The 15,501-nt window shown below is 70.2% G+C and carries 17 protein-coding genes; 10 read left to right on the top strand and 7 right to left on the bottom strand.

Translation table 11 applies throughout. From position 1 onward, the window contains the following. Nucleotides 1-17 precede the first annotated feature (17 nt). A complete protein-coding gene (locus tag ACFPZ3_RS10575; protein ID WP_379513822.1) occupies nt 18-836 on the bottom strand; it encodes a PIG-L deacetylase family protein in 819 nt (272 codons plus the stop codon). A 23-nt stretch (nt 837-859) separates the two neighbouring features. Between ACFPZ3_RS10575 and ACFPZ3_RS10570 the strand changes: the two genes are divergently transcribed. Beyond that, nucleotides 860-1,975 carry a glycosyltransferase family 4 protein gene (locus ACFPZ3_RS10570; RefSeq protein ID WP_379513821.1) on the top strand — a complete coding sequence of 372 codons (1,116 nt, stop codon included), beginning with the start codon at nt 860-862 and terminating at the stop codon, nt 1,973-1,975. Here ACFPZ3_RS10570 and ACFPZ3_RS10565 read toward each other — a convergent pair. The 3 genes from ACFPZ3_RS10565 to ACFPZ3_RS10555 form a co-directional block, all read right to left on the bottom strand. Then, complete coding sequence (locus tag ACFPZ3_RS10565; protein WP_379513820.1) at nt 1,951-3,327, bottom strand: DUF2079 domain-containing protein; 1,377 nt, start codon at nt 3,325-3,327, stop codon at nt 1,951-1,953. The two genes, ACFPZ3_RS10570 and ACFPZ3_RS10565, sit on opposite strands and share 25 nt — an antisense overlap. A 153-nt stretch (nt 3,328-3,480) precedes the next feature. After that, entirely contained in the window at nt 3,481-3,852 is a 372-nt protein-coding gene (locus ACFPZ3_RS10560) for a hypothetical protein (protein ID WP_379513819.1), read from the bottom strand. 90 nt (nt 3,853-3,942) lie between these two features. Further along, nucleotides 3,943-4,506, bottom strand: coding sequence for a TetR/AcrR family transcriptional regulator (locus ACFPZ3_RS10555; protein WP_379513818.1), 564 nt, complete (start codon nt 4,504-4,506; stop codon nt 3,943-3,945). 51 nt (nt 4,507-4,557) lie between these two features. On the opposite strand from ACFPZ3_RS10555, the gene ACFPZ3_RS10550 reads away from it, so the two are divergent. Together ACFPZ3_RS10550 and ACFPZ3_RS10545 are read left to right on the top strand one after the other, a co-directional pair. Then, entirely contained in the window at nt 4,558-5,649 is a 1,092-nt protein-coding gene (locus ACFPZ3_RS10550; protein ID WP_379513817.1) for an FAD-dependent oxidoreductase, read from the top strand. 62 nt (nt 5,650-5,711) lie between these two features. Further along, entirely contained in the window at nt 5,712-6,824 is a 1,113-nt protein-coding gene (locus ACFPZ3_RS10545; protein WP_379513816.1) for an aromatic ring-hydroxylating oxygenase subunit alpha, read from the top strand. Here ACFPZ3_RS10545 and ACFPZ3_RS10540 read toward each other — a convergent pair. Continuing rightward, nucleotides 6,794-7,348 (bottom strand): DUF1707 SHOCT-like domain-containing protein, encoded by a 555-nt coding sequence (locus tag ACFPZ3_RS10540; RefSeq protein WP_379513815.1) that lies wholly within the window; start codon nt 7,346-7,348, stop codon nt 6,794-6,796. The two genes, ACFPZ3_RS10545 and ACFPZ3_RS10540, sit on opposite strands and share 31 nt — an antisense overlap. A gap of 182 nt (nt 7,349-7,530) precedes the next feature. On the opposite strand from ACFPZ3_RS10540, the gene ACFPZ3_RS10535 reads away from it, so the two are divergent. Continuing rightward, nucleotides 7,531-8,451, top strand: a complete 921-nt coding sequence (locus tag ACFPZ3_RS10535; RefSeq protein ID WP_379513814.1) for an anti-sigma factor RsbA family regulatory protein — start codon at nt 7,531-7,533, stop codon at nt 8,449-8,451. Between the two features lies 1 nt (nt 8,452). Here the strand turns inward: ACFPZ3_RS10535 and ACFPZ3_RS10530 are convergent, their stop codons facing one another. Together ACFPZ3_RS10530 and ACFPZ3_RS10525 are read right to left on the bottom strand one after the other, a co-directional pair. Then, nucleotides 8,453-9,430: an aldo/keto reductase gene (locus tag ACFPZ3_RS10530; RefSeq protein WP_379513813.1), complete on the bottom strand. Its 978-nt coding sequence runs from the start codon at nt 9,428-9,430 to the stop codon at nt 8,453-8,455. After that, a complete protein-coding gene (locus ACFPZ3_RS10525) occupies nt 9,427-9,777 on the bottom strand; it encodes a MerR family transcriptional regulator (protein WP_379513812.1) in 351 nt (116 codons plus the stop codon). The genes ACFPZ3_RS10530 and ACFPZ3_RS10525 overlap by 4 nt, the downstream gene beginning before the upstream one ends. Before the next feature lie 214 nt (nt 9,778-9,991). Between ACFPZ3_RS10525 and ACFPZ3_RS10520 the strand changes: the two genes are divergently transcribed. The 6 genes from ACFPZ3_RS10520 (at nt 9,992) to ACFPZ3_RS10495 (ending at nt 15,501) form a co-directional block, all read left to right on the top strand. After that, nucleotides 9,992-10,612 carry a DUF998 domain-containing protein gene (locus ACFPZ3_RS10520; RefSeq protein WP_379513811.1) on the top strand — a complete coding sequence of 207 codons (621 nt, stop codon included), beginning with the start codon at nt 9,992-9,994 and terminating at the stop codon, nt 10,610-10,612. A gap of 54 nt (nt 10,613-10,666) precedes the next feature. Further along, on the top strand, nt 10,667-11,125 hold the full coding sequence (locus tag ACFPZ3_RS10515; RefSeq protein ID WP_379513810.1) for a universal stress protein: 459 nt from the start codon (nt 10,667-10,669) through the stop codon (nt 11,123-11,125). A gap of 126 nt (nt 11,126-11,251) precedes the next feature. After that, nucleotides 11,252-12,505: an APC family permease gene (locus ACFPZ3_RS10510; RefSeq protein WP_379513809.1), complete on the top strand. Its 1,254-nt coding sequence runs from the start codon at nt 11,252-11,254 to the stop codon at nt 12,503-12,505. 112 nt (nt 12,506-12,617) lie between these two features. After that, nucleotides 12,618-14,018 (top strand): methionine--tRNA ligase, encoded by a 1,401-nt coding sequence (locus ACFPZ3_RS10505; RefSeq protein ID WP_379513808.1) that lies wholly within the window; start codon nt 12,618-12,620, stop codon nt 14,016-14,018. Between the two features lie 76 nt (nt 14,019-14,094). Beyond that, nucleotides 14,095-15,072, top strand: coding sequence for a phosphotriesterase family protein (locus tag ACFPZ3_RS10500; RefSeq protein ID WP_379513807.1), 978 nt, complete (start codon nt 14,095-14,097; stop codon nt 15,070-15,072). 6 nt (nt 15,073-15,078) lie between these two features. Next, complete coding sequence (locus ACFPZ3_RS10495) at nt 15,079-15,501, top strand: STAS domain-containing protein (protein WP_379513806.1); 423 nt, start codon at nt 15,079-15,081, stop codon at nt 15,499-15,501.

Genomic DNA, 15,501 nt, shown 5'->3' with positions numbered 1-15,501 from the left:
CTCGTCGTTCAGAAGTATTACTTGGGCCACCGATCGAAGGGATGAGTGAGGCGGGCGCCGGGGGGCAGGTCGCGGCGAACGTACCACTCGGTGCCGAAGACGAAGCGGTAGATCGGGCGGGGGACCTTGAGCATCACAGCGAGTGTGCGGTCGCTGTCGCCGCCGCTGGCCTGGGAGGTGTGCGCGGCCATGGAGGCCCGCTTCTGTTTCGTATATCTCCGGACATTGACGCGGTGGGTGATCGTCTCACCCGACGAGTACGCGCTCTCGAACGTCCGTACGTCGAACTCGGGCGGAAACCGGTAGAACCGGCCCGCCAGCCGCAGCAGCCGCACCAGCGGATCGCGGTTGACCGTCGCCTCCAGGACGATCTCCGTGCCCGCGATCTTGGCGGCCCGCTTGCCCACCCGATGCACCTGCACGTGGTCGGGATGCCCGTAGCCGCCCGCCGGATCGTAGATCGCCAGCAGCTCGGCGTTCTCCTCCTGCAGGATCGCGGCCAGCGCCTTGGCGGCGGCCTCGGAGTCGGCGTCGATGAAGGCGTTGTCGGGCCGCTCCTCGGCGACGCCGCCCTTGGGGCTCAGGCCCGAGTCGCCGTAGCCGAGACACTCGACGCGGGCGCAGCCGAGCAGCGCGGCCGACTCGTAGAGCTCCTTGAGCCGGGTCTCGCCCAGCGCGTCGCCCGGCGCCATCTCGGCCAGGCCGCGCTCGCCCGCCGTGGCCACGACGAGCACCACGCGGTGGCCCTCGGCCGCGAGCATCGCCATGGTGCCCGCCGTCAGCAGGGCCTCGTCGTCGGGGTGGGCATGGAAGAACACAGCGGTACGTGGAGGCACACGCCCAGATTAGTCTGGGAGGGGTGCGGATCTTTCACGTGAGTGACTGTTACCTGCCGCGACTCGGGGGGATCGAGGTCCAGGTGGCCGATCTCGTGCTGATGCAGCGGGCGGCGGGACACGAGGTGTCGGTGGCCACGGCGACCAGGGGCGAACCGCTGCCCGGCGTGCGGAGAATTGTGGCGAAGATGCCCTTCGATCTGCCTGTGCACCCGTTCGGGGTGGGGCATCTCACGCGGTGGATCACCTCGGCGCGTCCCGACGTGGTGCACGTGCACATGGGGGCGGTCTCGCCGTTCGCCTGGATGGGCGTGCGGGCGGCCTTCCGCGCGGGGGTGCCGTGCGTGGTGACCGTGCACAGCATGTGGGATCCGGTCACGCGGGCGCTCTACCGGCTGTTGCGGCTGGTCTTCGGCTGGCAGCGGTGGCGGCTGGTGGCGACCACGGTCAGCAACGCCGCCGCGGCCCCGATCCGCGCCGTGGCCGGGCCCGAGGTGCCGGTGCGGGTGGTCTCCAACGGGCTCGACCTGTCGGGCTGGGCGCCGCCGCCCGGCACGCCCGCCAGGCGTGACGAAGTGCACATCGTGGCCGTGGGCCGGCTGGCGCCGCGCAAGCAGCCCCTGCGGCTGCTCAAGCTGCTCCAGGCGGCCCGCGCCCGCGTGCCCGACCGGATCCCCATCAGGGCCACGATCGTCGGCGACGGGCCGGCTCGCGGGCAGATGGCCCGTTTCCTGGAGCGGCGCGGCATGACCGGCTGGGTCTCGCTGCCCGGCCGCTACACGCGGGAGCAGATCGCCAAGGTGCTGGAGTCGGCCGACGTGTTCGTGGCGCCCGCGCCGCGCGAGTCGTTCGGCATCGCGGCGCTGGAAGCGCGGGCCGCGGGCCTGCCGGTGGTGGCCCGCGCACAGAGCGGGGTCGCCGACTTCGTCAAGGACGGCACCGAGGGCCTGCTCGGCCGCACGTTCGGGGATCTGGTGCGGGTTGTGGCGCGGCTGTGCGCGGATGCGGAGTTGCGCGAGACGATCGCCGCGCACAACAGGGTCACACCGCCCGGCGCGGGGTCGTGGCCCACCGTGCTGGAGGGGTTCGATGGGGCCTACGAGCAGGCGCGTTCCTATCCGCGTCGCAACACCACGTAGCCGCCGTTCTCGTAGACGGCCACGTACCCCTGAGTTCGCAGCTCCGCCACCTCGGCGCGCTGGTCGTCGGCCGAGCCGAAGGGATACTCCCAGCGCGAGATGTCGGCCACCACCCAGGGTGAGCCGTGCGACCGGCGGGTCCACAGCAGGACGGTGGCCTTGGCGGTGAGGGCGGGACCGAGGGAGTTGACGGCCTCGACGGTCACCCCGCGAGGCACCTTGGCGACGGCCTCGGCGGCCGCGGAGGGCCGGCTGTAGAAGGCCGGGTGGTAGAGGCGGTTGAGCGCGTACTGAGGCACGAGCGTGATCGCGATCACGCAGGCCGCCGCCGACCAGGCCAGCTTGAGCGAGGCGTCGTCCGGACGCTTGATCCGGCGCAGGAGCCTGGCCAGCCCGTCCACGCCCGCGCAGAAGAGGATCACCACGGTGAACGCGCTGTAGTGGAAGTCGGCCTGCCACCACTGGGCCCGATCCGACAACACGCGCTCCAGCACGTGCGGCAGCGCCATCAGCGACAGGGGCGAGAGCAGGCAGAGCAGCAGCGTCGGCCACGCCAGCAGGAACAAGGTGTCGATCTTGGCCTCTTCGCTGAACGGCAGCAGCACCGCCCCGATCGGGTCGCGCAGCAGCGCCATGATCGCGCTCGGCGCGTCGGGGCCGAGGTGACCGTAGGCCCAGAAGTCCTTCGCGTCGCCGCCGAAGGCGGGGATCAGCAGGCCGCGTACGAGGATGGCGGCCCCCAGCCCGTACACGACGGTCAGCGCGCCGCGCAGGCGGTCGCCGATGACGACCAGGTACAGGCCCGCCCCGATCACCATCAGCCCCATGTCCTCCTTGACCAGCAGGAGCGCGAACAGCGCCAGGCCCGCGGGCAGGAGGCGGCCCGCGTGGTGACGCTCGATGGCGACGGCGGTGAGCAGCGGGACGAACATGACCTCGTGCGCGTCGAACGCCGCCGCCTGCGCGATCGGCCACGACAGCGCGTACGCCACGGAGACGAGGTAGGCGGGACCCACGCCCAGCACGCGCCTGGTGAAGCGCCACAGGAACGGGATCGCGCCGGCGAACAGCACCGCCTGCGCGACGATCAGCGTCTCAGGGCCGTCGTGGAGCCAGTAGAGGGGCGCCAGCAGGGCGTAGGCGGGGGAGAAGTGGTCGGCGAGCTGGAGGTAGTCCATGCCGCGGCCGTGGAAGACGCCCAGGACGGGGATGTGGGGCGGGCGCAGGGCGGCGTAGTTGCGCACGGCCTGGTCCACGATCACCAGGTCGAACGACGTGGCCCGGTAGGTGTTCAGCCGCACCAGGCCCAGAACGGCGTAGGCCACCGCGGCGAGGAGCGCTGTCGCGCCCACCCGCACACGGTGGCCAGGGAGCTTCCGACGGGGATCGGCCGTGACGCTCACCCCCAGATGCGTCACAGCCGTCTCACCCGTCACACCGAGCAAGCCTAGACGCGGCCGCCGCCTCACCAGCCCCCCGCAGGCGCCGACGGCGACCGCGGCTCATCAGCTGCAGGCAGCCGTGATCTTGCTGGTGAAGCCGTTGACCTTGCCGCTGAACTCGGCGACGCCGCTCGCGTCCCCGTCGATGGACTCGTAGGCGGAGGCCAGGTCGTTCAGCGCGGCGGCGACTTCGCCGTCGTACTTGCCCGCAAGCTCCTTGGTCTTGTCGGACGCGGTCTTCGAGGCCGTCTTCACGGCGTCGGCGTCGGCGATGTCCTTGGTGATCGCGCTGCTCCACTCGGTCGCGATCTTGGTGGCGTCGTTTGCGGCGGTGTTGCAGTCGACGGCCTGGCCGATCGCACCACAGGCGGTGGTGAGGACGGCAAGAGTCAACGTCGCGGCCGCAACGGCGAGGCGACGACGAGGGGGTGTCATCTTTTGGTGCCCTTCGTAGGTTTAGCTAACGGAAGGGACGTTAGGGGCGACGACTTGATCGTCACTTGCACCCCACTAACACCACGCGTATCAAGCGGGCGTAAAACCATGCAGGAGGACCTGAACAATTTCCTCGGGTTCTGGCAGGGGCAGCTCGAGGATCCCCCGATAGGTCACGAAACCGACGAACATGTCGGTGAGCATCCACAGGTCGGCGTTCGGCGGGAGTTCGCCGCGTTCGATCGCGCGCTCGTACACGACCCACGACCGTTCCATCCGGTCGCGCATGCTCGTGCGGATGAGCTCGGCGACCGCCGGGTCGCGGCCGGCCTCGGCGTACACCTGCCTGGCCATGCGGCCGATCCCCGCCGTGGTCCAGAGGGCGAGCGTGTCGGTGACCACCACGCGCAGGTCGCCCTCCAGGGAGCCGGTGTCGGGGATGGCGACGTAGGTGTTCATGATGCCGCCCAGGGTTTCGAGCAACATGTCGCGCTTGGTGGCGTACCGGCGGAACACGCTCGCCCTGCCCACGCCTGCCGCCTCGGCCACGTCGTCCATGGTGAAGTCGAGGCCGTGGGAGAGCACCAGTCCGGCCGCGGCCTGCCTGATGCGGTGGTCGACCGTGGGGTCGGGTTTGCGGCCGCGCGCAGACATTGTGATACTCCTCGTATCTGATATTGGGAGTCTCGTAATTAAGGGGTCGCTATGAGGGTAATCATCATCGGCGCGGGCGTCGCGGGGCTCGCCCTGGCGCGTGGCCTGCTCAACGCCGGGCACGAGGCCGAGGTGTACGAGGAGGCGCCGGAACTGCGGACGGTCGGGGGATCTGTCACGCTCTGGCCGGGCAGCACGGCCATCCTCGGCGAACTCCAGGCCGACTACGCCACGATCGGACGCCGCCTGGAGACCCTGGAGTCGTGGGCCGACGACGGGAAGCGGCTGTTCACCCTGGACCTGACGGTGGCCGAGCGCCGCTACGGCCACCCGATCGTGCACGTCGCCCGCCACGAACTGGTCGAACTGCTCGCCGAGGGCGTGCCCGTGACGTACGGGGCGGGGGCCGAGCACGTGGTGCCGGAACGGGCCGAGGTGCGTCTGGCCGACGGCCGTACGGTCCGCGGCGACGTGCTCGTGGGCGCCGACGGCCGCCGCTCCGCGGTGCGCGCGGCCCTGTGGGGAGACGACCCCGCGACGCTGAGCCCCTGGGTCACCTGGCAGGGGTTCACGACCAGGCCCACCACGCTGACCGAGGAGCGCAGGGCGGTGATGATCGCCGGCGGGCAAGGGTTGTGCGGGCTGATCCCGGCGGGCAAGGGGCGGTTGTTGTGGTGGTTCGACGTCAGGTCGGCGCCCGGGCAGCCGTTCTGGGTCGACGACTCCCGGGTGGTGGAGCGGCTGCGCGAGCGGTTCGGCGGCTGGGCGGAGCCGGTGCCGGGCATCCTGGACACACTTGAGGACGTCGGCTTCTTCCCGCACCACCGGCAGCAGATCCGCGACGTCTGGGGCAAGGGGCCGACCACGCTGGCGGGTGATTCCGCCCACACCATGCCGCCCACCATGGCCCAGGGCGCCAACCAGGCGCTGGAGGACGCCTGGTTGCTGAGCCGGTCGATCGGGGACCTGCGGGCCTACGAAAGGGCCAGGTCGAAGGTGGTGCGCAGGCCCGCCAGGATTGCCGGGACCGAGGCCACCGACATGCAGCGGTCGTACGCCTGGTTGCTCCCCGACGCGCTGACGACCAAGGTGTACACGGCGCTGCTCCGTAGGTACAGCAACTACCTCTTGACAGCCTCCTGAGCCCGCCTGACTATGTCGCATATAGAGCAACTCGGTGCGTAATACGCAACAAGGGGTGTCGGTTGACCACCACGTCGAGCTTGATCTCCACGCTTCCCGGCCGCTCCTACACCGACCCCGAAATCTTCGCCCGAGAGCAGGAAAGGATCTTCGAAACCCTCTGGTTCTGCGCGGTCAGGGCCGACGAGCTGCCGAAGCCGGGTGCGTTCAGGACGGTCCAGGTCGGCCGGGAGAGTGTGATCGTGGTCCGCGGGCGCGACGACCGGCTGCGGGCCTTCCTCAACGTCTGCCGGCACCGCGGCGCCCGCTTATGCGTGGAGGAGTCGGGCGAGGTCAGGAGGACGATCAGGTGCGCCTACCACGCCTGGTCCTACGACCTCGACGGCCGCCTCGCCGCGGCGCCCAACCTGGCCAAGATGCCCGACATCGACCGCGTCGAGTACGGCCTGGTCCCCGTGCACCTGCGCGAATGGCTCGGGTACGCGTGGGTGTGCCTGGCCGACGAGCCACCCTCGTTCGAGGAGAACGTCACGGGCGCGGCCACCGAGCGCCTCGGCGACCCCGCCGCCATCGAGCGCTACCACGTGGACAAGCTGACGCTTGGCCGCCGCGTCGTCTACGACGTCAAGGCCAACTGGAAGCTCATCGTCGAGAACTTCATGGAGTGCTACCACTGCGCCACCATCCACCCGGAGCTGACCGCGGTCCTGCCGGAGTTCGCCGGGGGCTTCGCGGCGCAGTACTACGTGGGCCACGGCGCCGAGTTCGCCGAGCGGGCCGAGGGGTTCACGGTGGACGGCAGCGCGGGGTTCGGCAAGTTACCCGACGTGTCCGACGACCAGGACCGCCGTTACTACGCGATCACCGTCAAGCCGCAGGTGTTCGTCAACCTGGTGCCCGACCACGTGATCCTGCACCGGATGATCCCCATGGCCGTGGACCGCACCGTGGTGGAGTGCGACTGGCTCTACCACCCGGACGTGGTCGCCTCTGGGGCCGACCTGTCGTTGTCGGTCGAGTTGTTCCACCGGGTCAACGAGCAGGACTTCGACGCCTGCGAGCGCACCCAGCCGGGGATGGCGTCACGGGTGTACCGGGACGGCGGGGTGCTCGTCCCCAGCGAGCACCACATCTCGATCTTCCATCAGTGGGTGAACCAGCGCCTGCGCGGATAGCGCACGGTGAGCCCGCCGTATTTCGCCTGGCCGCTGATCACCACGTAGAGGGAGCCGTGACGGCGGCGGCTCGGAATGTCCGAGGTCTTGGTGGCGCCCCAGTCGCTCTGGAAGGCGTCCACGTTCACCACGCCGCCCTCGGGCAGGATGATCTTGGCGGAGCCGTAGGTGAGGTCCAGCTCGATGTCCACCACGGGGTGGTCGACGACGGCCTCGGACAGGTCCAGCTCGACGCTGCCGTATTTGGAGGCCACCCGCAGCCGGCGCGGCACGGCCCAGTCGCCCGAGCGTTTTACGGCGCCGTTCTTCGACTCCAGTTCGACCACGTCGCCACCCTGCGACTGCTCGACGGGGAGATCCTCGATCAGGCCGAGCAGATCGCCGTACGTCTTCGCCGTCAGCGCTATCTCGAGCCGGTCTTCGAGCTCCAACTGCGTGAGGCGGCCTTCGGTGAACGCACGCTGCAACTGCTGGGCGGCCCGCTCTCGGTCCTCATCGGAGACCCGCATCTGCAATTCCGACATGCCCCGAGCATAGGTTCGTGACGCTCAGAACGGGAGACGCCGGCCAGAAGGGGTGCGGAGATCGAGGTCGGACGGCAGGCGGCGGGGACGGGGGCGGCTGATGAGCTGGACTCTCTTCACACCCATTAGGTACCCAAACGAATTGCCTTGAAGTCATCAACTTTAGGTAGCGTGAAGGCCTGATGTTGGCCGAACCGTTCCTGCATCCGGCGCTCCTCTACTCGGGTGACCGGGAATACGTGGCTGCCACGACGGCATTCGTGCGCGAGGGCCTGGCCGGTGGCGAGCCTGTCGCGGTCGCCGTTCCAGCCGCCAACCTCGCGCTGATCGAGGCCGCGCTGGGCCCGGCGGCCGCGGACGTGCTCCTGCTCGACATGCAGGAGGCCGGGCGCAACCCCGGGCGGATCATCCCGGCCGTGTTGCGGGCCTTCGCCGACCGGCACCCCGACGACCACGTGCGGATCATCGGCGAGCCGATCTGGCCGGGCCGCACGGCGATGGAATATCCGGCCTGCGCCCAGCACGAGGCGTTGATCAACCTGTCGTTCACGGGCCGGAGGGTGACGATCCTGTGCCCGTACGACGTCGTGGGGCTGGGCGCTGAGGTGATCAGCGAGGCGGCGCGCACCCACCCCGTGCTGCGCGACGCCTCACGGGAGTGGTTCAGCGCCGACTACGCGCCCGAGCTGGTGGTCGACGGGCACAACCGGCCGCTCGACGAGCCGGAGACGTGCCTGTCGCTCTTCTTCGACCACACCAACCTGTCGGCGGTGCGGATCCTGGCAGCCCGGGAGGGCGAGGCGATGGGGTTCTGCGGCGACCGGCTCGACGACATCCGGCTCGCGGTGGCCGAGCTCGGCGCCAACAGCCTCGACCACGGCGGCGGCTCCGGCACGCTGCGGGTGTGGGCCGAGGGCGGGCGGCTGGTGTGCGAGGTGAGCGACGCGGGCCACATCACCGACCCGCTGGTGGGGCGCAGGCCGGTCGACCCGCGTGAGGCGGGGTCTCGCGGCCTGCTCATCGTCAACCTTCTCGCCGACCTCGTACGCGTCCACACCCGTGCCGGGGCCACCACGATCCGCGTCTACTTCGACCGGCCCTGAGTCAGCGCTCGACCTCGTGCATGCTGGGGTAACGGTCGCCCCGCACGGCCTCCAGCGGCACGGCCGCCGTCAGCGCGCCGGCCTGCTCCGGCGTCAGCGCGATGTCGGCGGCGGCGGCGTTCTCCTCCAGGTACTTCAGCCGCTTGGTGCCCGGGATCGGCACGATGTCCGCACCCTGGGCGAGCAGCCAGGCCAGCGAGATCTGGGCCGCCGTCACACCTGCCGCGTCGGCGATCTTCTTCACCCCGGCCGCCAGCGCCCTGTTGTGCTCGGCGTCCTCGCCCGTGGTGCGCGGCATGTGCCGGCGGAAGTCCTCGGCGGGCAGCTCCTCGGCGCGGGGCATCGCGGCCGACAGCAGGCCGCGGCTGATCGGCGAGTACGCCACCAGCCCGATCCCCAGCTCCCTGGCCGCGGGCAGGATCTCGCTCTCCAGCCCCCGGGTGAACAGCGAGTATTCGCTCTGCAGGGCCGCGATCGGGTGCACGGCGGCGGCCTGGCGCAGGGTCTCCGCCCTCACCTCCGACAGCCCGAGGTGGCGTACTTTGCCCTGGCTCACCAGCTCCGCCATGGCCCCGACGGACTCGTCGATCGGGACGTCCGGGTTGCGGCGGTGCATGTAGTAGAGGTCGATGTGGTCGATGCCGAGACGGCGGAGCGAGGCGTCGCAGGCGGCCCTGATGTATTCGGGGCTGTTCTCGATCGTGCGGGTGTTTCCATCCCGCTTGACGCCGAACTTGGTGGCCAGCACCACCTCGTCGCGGCGGCCCTTGATGGCCCGGCCGACCAGCTCCTCGTTCCCGCCCAGGCCATACATATCGGCCGTGTCCAGAAAATTCATGCCAAGGTCGAGGGCGCGGTTGATGACGGCCATGGACTCCTGCTCGTCGCCGTTGCCGTACACGCCGGACATGCTCATGCAGCCGAGCCCGAGAGCGGAGACCTGGAGGCCGTCCCCGCCGAGCGTGCGCTTGTCCATCATGCGTAACCCCCATAATTGTCGATCTTGTGGTCCAGCGCCTTCAGATCCTCGGTGAGCGCGGCGATCCTGGCGTGCACCCGCTCACGGTGCAGCTCCAGCATCTGCTTGCGCTCCCCGGCGGTGTGGCCGCCCAGGCGCCGCAGCTCCGCGTAGCGGCACATGTCGGCGATCGGCATGCCGGTCATGCGCAGCTTGGTGAGGAACAACAACCACCGGAGGTCCTCCTCCTCGTAGTCGCGGTGCCCGCTGCTGTTGCGGCCCACGGAGTGGATGAGCCCGATGCGCTCGTAGTAACGCAGCGTGTGAGCGCTCAACCCGGACCGCTGCGCGGCCTCCTGGATCGTCATGGTTCCAGACTCGCCCTTGGAGTGCACTCCAAGTCAAATCCGCTCAGGCCAGCCGTCCCCACCCTGAGGGGGCTGCCCCTACCCAGGGTCACGTACGAGCAGGTCAACGGCCATCCTCAGGGTCGGACCCGACCAAGGTATTAGGGGAACCTTCAGGGCCGGTTCGGGCCGATCTCCGATGTCCGCCAAGCCCGCGTTCCACGAGCTTGGACGCATGAGGGGATTGCTTGTCAGTGGATTCGCGGCCATCGGCGCCGGGAGCGGCGCGATGCTCACTCTGCACGCCAGTTCGAACCTGGACCCGTTGCACAGTGTGATCAGTGAGTACGTCTGGCAGTCGGCCGGCTGGCTGCTGCCCGTGTCGCTCACGTTGTTCGCCGTGGGCTCCGCGTTCATCGCCGAGGCGATGCGCCGGGCCGGGATGAGCCGCTGGATTGTCGCGCTGCTGCTGGCGTGGGGGGCGAGCATGTTCATGATCGGGGCCTTCCCGACCGACCGGCCAGGCGTGCCGCTGTCGATGTCGGGCGGCATCCACCGCTACGCCGCGTTCGCCGCCTTCATGGTGATGCCGTTGGCGGGGCTGCTGCTGGCCAGGGCCAGGATCCGGTACGCGAAGGCGGTGCGGATCCTCAGCGCGCTTTCCCTGGGGGTGTTGCTGCTGGTCGTGATCCCGTACGTGGTGCGCATGTTCGGGATCCCGCTGAGCAACGACGACATCCCGGCGGGTCTGACCCAGCGGGCCGTGGTCGTGATCGAGCTGGGTGTGCTGGCGCTGGCCGGGATGTCGCTGCTCAAGCCGTCTGCCAGGCGCGGCGTGTCGCCGATCATGGCTTGAAAGCCGTCATTCGGGAAAGGGTAAGGGCCCCTACCTCTTTGGGAGTGGTCTGAGATGACGATTTTGATCGCGTATGACGGTTCGGATGATGCCAAGGCCGCGATCGCCTTCGCGGGGCAGATGTTCCGCGGCCAGGCCGCGGTGGTGCTGACGGTGTGGGAGCGGCTGGCGATGACCTCGGCCCGGGCCTCCGCCGGGCTCATGGTGACGCTCGACCAGTCCGGCGTCGAGGACGAGGCGATCGGGCAGGCGATGAGCGAGCTGGCCCGGCACGGCGCGGACCTGGCCCGCGAGGCGGGGCTGGACGCGACGCCGCGCTGCGACGTGGACTCCGTGGCCGTCTGGTCGACGATCGTGGACGTGGCCGACGAACTGGACGCCCAGCTCATCGTGACCGGCACCAGGGGGCTGGGCGGGGTGCGCTCGCTGTTGCTGGGCAGCACGTCGGACCGGGTGCTGCACCACGCGCACCGGCCGGTGCTGGTGGTGCCGGGGGCGGACAAGAGCACCTGAGCGTCGGTGCGGGCTCGGTGCGGGCTCGCTGGGGACTCGCTGGGGATGAGCGCCTGAGCGTCACCGCTTTTGTCGGCGGGGTGCGGCAGAGTGGGTGCCTTCTGCGGCAGGGGGAGGCGGGGGGCGGTGCCGGAGGAGCTGGCGCGGCGGCTCGGGACCACGGACGCGGTGGTCGTGGGGCTGAGCGCGATGATCGGCGCGGGCGTGTTCGCGGCCTTCGCGCCCGCCGCCGCGGCCGCCGGCGAGTGGTTGCTGCTGTCGCTCGCCCTCGCCGCCGTCGTCGCCTACTGCAACGCCACCTCCTCGGCCCGCCTGGCCGCCCGCTACCCCGAGTCGGGCGGCGCCTACGTCTACGGCAGGAGACGCCTGGGGCCGCTGTGGGGCTATCTGGCGGGCTGGGGGTTCACGGTCGGCAAGACGGCCTCCTGCGCGGCGATGGCGCTGACGTTCGGCGCGTACGCGCTGCCCGAGCTCGAACGGCCGCTGGCCATCGCCGCGGTGGCCGCGCTGACCCTGCTCAACCTGTTCGGCGTGCGGCGCTCGACGGGCGTGGCCCGGGTGATCGTGGCCTTCGTCCTGGCCGTGCTCGCCGTGGTGATCGTGGCCGGGCTGTTCGGCGACGACCGGACGACGTTCTTCACCTACTCCTCCATGCCCGCGCCCCCGTCCGACGCGTGGGGCGTGGCGCAGGCGGCCGGGCTGCTGTTCTTCGCCTTCGCCGGATACGCCAGGATCGCCACCCTCGGCGAGGAGGTGCGCGACCCGGCCCGCACCATCCCGAGGGCCGTCGGCATCGCGCTGGGCATCACGCTCGCCGTCTACGCGCTGGTCGCCCTGGCCGCGTTGCGCGCGCTCAAGCCCGAGTCGCTGGCCAGGTCCGGCGCGCCGCTGGCCGATGTGGTCAGAGAGGCCGGGTTCGGGTGGCTGGCGCCGCTGACAGGGGCCGGCGCGGCGGTGGCGGCGCTGGGCGCGCTGCTGGCGCTGCTGCTCGGCGTCTCCCGCACGGTGCTGGCCATGGCGCGCGAGCGCGACCTGCCGGGCGTGCTGGCCGTCGTGGACCCGGCGCGGCAGACGCCCAGACGAGCCGAGCTGGCGGTCGGGTGCGCGGTGATCGTGCTGCTGCTCGTGGCCGACCTGCGGGAGGCGATCGGGTTCTCCTCGTTCGGCGTGCTGGTCTACTACGCCATCGCCAACGCGAGCGCGCTCACGCTCACCCGCGACGAGGGCGCGCCGCCACGCGTGATCCCGGTGCTGGGGCTGGCATTGTGCCTGGTGCTGGCCGTCACGCTGCCGCTGACGTCGGTGGTGGCGGGGCTGGCGGTGTTCGCGGTCGGAACGGTGATTTATCTGGTACGGCGACGGCGTACGATGAGGGCATGACGACGTGCCTGGCGATGATGGCCCCCTAGGGGGTTTCACTCGGCACGTTCAACGTTGAGGCCCTGCTAGCCGGGGCCTCTCGTCGTGTCCGGGGCCCCTCGGGAGGCATCCGATGTACATCACGACGACCATTCCCTACGTCAACGCCCGTCCCCACCTCGGGTTCGCGCTGGAGCTCGTCCAGGCCGACGTGCTGGCCAGGCACCACCGGCGCCGGGGCGAGCCCGTACGGTTCCAGACGGGCACCGACGACAACTCGCTCAAGAACGTGCTGGCCGCCGAGGCGGAGGGCGTGCCGGTGCGCGAGCTGGTGGACAGGAACGCGGCCGCGTTCGAGGGGCTGCGGGAGACGCTCGACCTGTCCTTCGACTCCTTCATCAGGACCAGCGCCCACCCCGGCCACCGCCCCGGGGTGGAGCGGATCTGGCGGGCCATCGGGCACGACCTCTACCAGCGCCACTACGAGGGGCTCTACTGCGTGGGCTGCGAGCAGTTCTACACCGAGGGCCCCTGCCCGGACGGGCACGAGGCGCCGCTGCAGCGCGTGTCCGAGGAGAACTGGTTCTTCCGGCTGTCCCGCTACCAGGACGAGCTGCTCGACCTCGTCAAGAGCGGGCGGCTCACGATCGAGCCCGCGGCGCGGCGGAACGAGGTGCTGGCCTTCATCGAGGCGGGCCTCGACGACATCAGCGTCTCCCGCTCCGCCGCCCGGGCCAGGGGGTGGGGCATTCCGGTGCCGGACGATCCCGGCCAGGTCGTCTACGTGTGGTGGGACGCGCTGGCCAACTACGTCACCGCGCTCGACGATGGCGGCGACTACGAGCGGTGGTGGGTCCGTGAGCCGCGGAAGGTGCATCTCATGGGCAAGGGGGTCATCCGGTTCCACGCGGTGTACTGGCCGGCGATGTTGTTGTCGGCGGGCCTGCCGCTGCCCACGGCGATCTTCGTCCATGACTACCTCACGGTCGACGGCCGCAAGATCAGCAAGTCGTCGGGGAACGCGGCCGACCCGGTGGCGCTCGTGGACGCGTACGGGGTGGACGCCGTGCGGTGGTGGCTGCTGCGCGAGGTGCCCCGTGTGGGCGACGCCGACTTCACCGAGGCGCGGCTCATCGCCAGAGCTGACGAGGACCTGGCCAACGGGCTGGGGAACCTGGTCAGCCGGGTCGCCACCATGGTCCACCGCTTCCTGGACGGGCACGTGCCGCCCGCCGGGGAGCCGCTGGTGGAGGTGTCGGTGGATGAGGCCCTGGCCGAGTTCGACTTCCGGCGGGCGGCGAAGGGCGTGTGGGAGATCGTCGAGGAGGCCAACAGGTACGTCGAGCGCACCCGGCCGTGGCGGCAGGCGCGCGGGGAGCAGGAGGCGTCTCTGGGGAGGCTGGTGGGGGCGTGCCGGGCGCTGGCCGTACAGCTCGAACCGTTTCTGCCGACGGCGGCGGCGCGCGTGGCGGCGGCGGTGGGCGGTGATCGGCTGTCCCGGCCCGAGCCGCTGTTCCCCAGGCGAGCCGGCTGACCCGCGGCGCGCCGGTTGACGGCGGTGGTGCGGCAGCCTACGTTGGCCCGACAGACCGACCGGTATGGAGGCGCGCATGCCCACCGTCGAGACCCTTCGCGGCCCTGTGGACGTCGGTGCGCTCGGGCAGACGCTGATGCACGAGCACATCTTCGTGGTGGCCACCGAGCACCTGAACAACTACGGCAAGGGCGCCTGGTGGGATGAGGAGTTCCGGGTGGCGGACGCGGTCACCAAGCTCGGCGCGGCGGCGGCGAAGGGTGTGCGCACGATCGTGGACCCGACGGTGTGGGGGCTGGGGCGCTACATCCCGCGGGTCCAGCGGATCGCCGAGCAGGTGCCGGAGCTCAACATCATCGTCGCCACCGGCATCTACGCCTTCGAGGAGATGCCCCACACCTACACCTTCCGCGGCCCCGGCCTGATCATCGACCGCCCCGACCCCATGGTCGACGACTTCGTCCGCGACCTCACCGTGGGCATCGCCGACACCGGGATCAAGGCGGCCTTCCTGAAGTGCGTGGTCGAGGAGAAGGGGCTCACGCCCGGCGTCGAACGCATCTGCCGGGCCGTGGCGAAGGCGCACGTGCGCACAGGAGCGCCGATCACCGTACACACCAACTCTCCCGCGGGGACCGGCCTGATCGCGCTCGACCTGTTCGCCAAGGAGGGCGTGGACCTCGGGAAGGTGGTCGTCGGGCACGCGGGCGACAGCAACGACCTCGACTACCTCATGCGCCTGGCCGACACCGGCGCGATCCTCGGAATGGACCGATTCGGGCTGGACGCCTACAACTCGACCGCGCAGCGGGTGGCCACGGTCGCGGCGCTCTGCCAGCGCGGATACGCCGATCGCATGGTGCTCAGCCACGACGCCGCATGCTTTATGGACTATTTCGGCGGCGACTGGGACGAGACCCGGAGCACGCTCACGCCGAACTGGCGCTACGATCACATTCACGACGACGTCTTGGCCGCACTGCTGGACTCGGGTGTGACCGGTGACCAGATTGAGCAGATGCTGGTGTTCAACCCGAAGCGCTACTTCTCGTAAAGTGGGGTGGATCGGGAGAGCGACGCGGGTAGGTGGAACTGGGTGACTTCGGAGCAGGCCTTGTCGATAAGCCTCGGGCTCCAGGGACCCTGCGTCATAGCGCGCTTGACGGGGGACTTCGATTTCGGCTCGGCAGCCGAGGTTCGTGACCGCGTCACCAAGGCCCTCGACCTCACGCAGCCGCCGATGCTCGTCATCGACATGCAGGCCGTCAGCGTCTGTGATTCCTCCGGTCTTTCCGTGCTGGTCTACTTGCACAAGGCGGTCACCGCCTCCGGCGGCCGGCTGCTGTTGTCCGGGCTCAACGGCAGGTGTAAGCACCTTTTCGCGATCACCGCGCTGGACAAGTTCTTCGATATCCGCACTACGGCGGAGCTGGCCATCGCAGAACTCAACGAAGCCGGGAATTCGCCGCCGTTTACCGGGTAG

The sequence above is a fragment of the Nonomuraea insulae genome (genome assembly GCF_042656245.1).
Note: the sequence above shows the minus strand (reverse complement) of the source record. Positions and strands in the feature narration are given on the sequence as shown.

Bases quoted from the DNA above. Each gene is read 5' to 3' on its own strand.
- ACFPZ3_RS10505 (WP_379513808.1), top strand. From the start codon at position 12,618: ATGTACATCACGACGACCATTCCCTACGTCAACGCCCGTCCCCACCTC.
- ACFPZ3_RS10535 (WP_379513814.1), top strand. From the start codon at position 7,531: ATGTTGGCCGAACCGTTCCTGCATCCGGCGCTCCTCTACTCGGGTGAC.
- ACFPZ3_RS10500 (WP_379513807.1), top strand. From the start codon at position 14,095: ATGCCCACCGTCGAGACCCTTCGCGGCCCTGTGGACGTCGGTGCGCTC.
- ACFPZ3_RS10550 (WP_379513817.1), top strand. From the start codon at position 4,558: ATGAGGGTAATCATCATCGGCGCGGGCGTCGCGGGGCTCGCCCTGGCG.
- ACFPZ3_RS10555 (WP_379513818.1), bottom strand. From the start codon at position 4,506: ATGTCTGCGCGCGGCCGCAAACCCGACCCCACGGTCGACCACCGCATC.
- ACFPZ3_RS10515 (WP_379513810.1), top strand. From the start codon at position 10,667: ATGACGATTTTGATCGCGTATGACGGTTCGGATGATGCCAAGGCCGCG.
- ACFPZ3_RS10530 (WP_379513813.1), bottom strand. From the start codon at position 9,430: ATGATGGACAAGCGCACGCTCGGCGGGGACGGCCTCCAGGTCTCCGCT.
- ACFPZ3_RS10560 (WP_379513819.1), bottom strand. From the start codon at position 3,852: ATGACACCCCCTCGTCGTCGCCTCGCCGTTGCGGCCGCGACGTTGACT.
- ACFPZ3_RS10540 (WP_379513815.1), bottom strand. From the start codon at position 7,348: ATGTCGGAATTGCAGATGCGGGTCTCCGATGAGGACCGAGAGCGGGCC.
- ACFPZ3_RS10525 (WP_379513812.1), bottom strand. From the start codon at position 9,777: ATGACGATCCAGGAGGCCGCGCAGCGGTCCGGGTTGAGCGCTCACACG.
- ACFPZ3_RS10520 (WP_379513811.1), top strand. From the start codon at position 9,992: ATGAGGGGATTGCTTGTCAGTGGATTCGCGGCCATCGGCGCCGGGAGC.